Origin of the sequence: Bradyrhizobium sp. AUGA SZCCT0283 (assembly GCF_018130385.1) — a bacterium.
GTDB lineage: Bacteria > Pseudomonadota > Alphaproteobacteria > Rhizobiales > Xanthobacteraceae > Bradyrhizobium.
The window spans coordinates 1-1,958 of record NZ_JAFCLU010000101.1; the positions used below are offsets into that span (position 1 = coordinate 1).

Here is a 1,958-nt window from a genome sequence, read left to right on the forward strand (position 1 = left end):
CACAGCGCCGACGTGATCGGCCCCGGCAAGCGGGACGGCTCGTAAAGCTCGTTGTACCCGTCATAAGCGTCGGCCTGCAGAATGCCGGCGAAGTCGCGAAGATGCCGGACGGGATGTTCGTGCCGTCGGTCTCGCGAGGCGTAATACAGCGCCGCCGGCGGTGCACGACTGCCGAAGGGACGATCGTCGCGGACGTAGGTCCAGATATGCCCCTTGACCGTCTTGCCCTTCGGCAGGATGGGGATCCTGGTGTCGTCGCCGTGCAATCGCTCGGCCGCCAGCACATGGGCCTCGATCAGCGCGTGGAGTGGCTGCAGCACCGTCGTGCACGCCCCCACCTGGTCGGCCAGTGTCGATACGCTCAGATCGATCCCCTCGCGGGCGTATCGCTCGCTCTGCCGGTTCAGCGGCTGGTGCTGGCCGAACTTCTCGAACAGGATCATGGCCAGAATATTCGGCCCAGCGAAGCCGCGCGGCGTCACATGGAACGGTGCCGGTGGCTGCGCGATCGTCTCGCAGCTCCGGCAGGAGAATCTCTCCCGCACCGTCTGGATCACCTTCCAGGACCTGGGAACGACCTCCAGCGTCTCGGTGACGTCCTCGCCGAGCTTCGACAGCTTCGCCGAGCCGCAGCAGGGACAATTCTCGGGCGCAGCAATCACTACGCGCTCACGCGGCAGATGCTCGGGAAAGGGTTTGCGCGAAGGTCGCCTGCGCTCGAACGACTTGACCGTCTCCGTTCGCGCCGCCGCTTTCTCCGCTGCCAGTTCATCCTCGGTTGCGGCGGCCTCCAGGTCTTCCAGTTGCAGTTCCATCTGTTCGAGAAGCCGCGCCGTGCGTTCCGAGCGGCTGCCGTAGAGTTCGCGCCGCAGCTTCTCGATCTGGAGTTTCAGATGGGCGATCAGCGCTTCATGGCTGGAGAGGTCCGCCTGAGCGGTGGCCGCCTCGGCTTTGGCGCTCGCCGCAACGGCTTCCGCTTCCACTCGCGCGGCGCGCTCCGCGAGGATCATCGCGTGGGCGGCAGCAAGATCGGACGGAAGCGATTCAGGCGCGGGTTTCACAAGGCGATGGAATCACATCCATCACCGCCTGCAAGCCAAATCCATCATCCCACCGACGTCGGACGCCAACTTTCCTGCGGATGGCGCCAATCGATCCCCGACAGCAGATAGCCGAGCTGCGCCGGAGAGATCGTTACCGCGCCGTCCGCCACGCTCGGCCACAAAAAGCGGCCTCGCTCCAGCCGCTTCGTGAACAGGCACGCGCCTTGGCCGTCGTGCCAGATCACCTTCAACAGATCGCCCCGACGTCCACGGAAGCAGAACAGATGACCGCTCAGCGGATCGCGCCGCAGCACCTCCTGCACCAGCAACGACAGGCTCGCAAACCCCTTCCTCATATCGGTGTGGCCGGTCGCGAGCCAGACCCGCACCCCCTGCGGAAGTGGGATCATGGGCGTTCCAACACATCGAGAACCCGGCGAAGCGCCGCCGCGTCGATACCAGTGTCGACGATCACGCGAGGCCCGTGCATCAGCACGATCTCGATCCGGCCTGATGCCGTAGTCAGACAGGATGGAGATGGTACGTTCTCCGCAGGGACGACATGTTCCGGCACCGAGGTCTGACTGCCCGCCAGGGATTCGCCTCGGATAATCGCCGGTGCAAACACCGTGGTCTCATCCGCCTCGACAAGCCGGCCTTCCCGAGCCAGCCGGCGCCACGTGAACAATTGGCTCGCGGACAGCCCGTTTCGCCGCGCCGTCACCGACACAAGCCGTGGCCCGCCATAGCTCTCCGCCACGATCCGGTGCTTCTCTTCCAATGTCCAACGGCGCCGGGCTCCCGTCGAGATAACGTCAAGCCGCGAGGTCTTCGGAATAGGCGTATGCTCAGTCATACGCCTATGTCTTCACCACCACATCATTTCAGGCAAGGCGGCCTTCGCCGGAGGAATAC

At 64.8% G+C, this 1,958-nt stretch carries 3 protein-coding genes; all 3 read right to left on the reverse strand.

What is annotated here, in order from left to right:
- Positions 1-1,010: IS66 family transposase (gene tnpC / locus JQ624_RS38255; protein ID WP_212424020.1), on the reverse strand; the 1,010-nt coding region annotated here is incomplete at its 3' end.
- Between the two features lie 95 nt (positions 1,011-1,105).
- Positions 1,106-1,453 carry an IS66 family insertion sequence element accessory protein TnpB gene (tnpB, locus tag JQ624_RS38260; protein WP_161855524.1) on the reverse strand — a complete coding sequence of 116 codons (348 nt, stop codon included), beginning with the start codon at positions 1,451-1,453 and terminating at the stop codon, positions 1,106-1,108.
- Positions 1,450-1,899 (reverse strand): IS66-like element accessory protein TnpA, encoded by a 450-nt coding sequence (gene tnpA, locus JQ624_RS38265; RefSeq protein ID WP_212424021.1) that lies wholly within the window; start codon positions 1,897-1,899, stop codon positions 1,450-1,452. The genes tnpB and tnpA overlap by 4 nt, the downstream gene beginning before the upstream one ends.
- Positions 1,900-1,958: the final 59 nt, after the last annotated feature.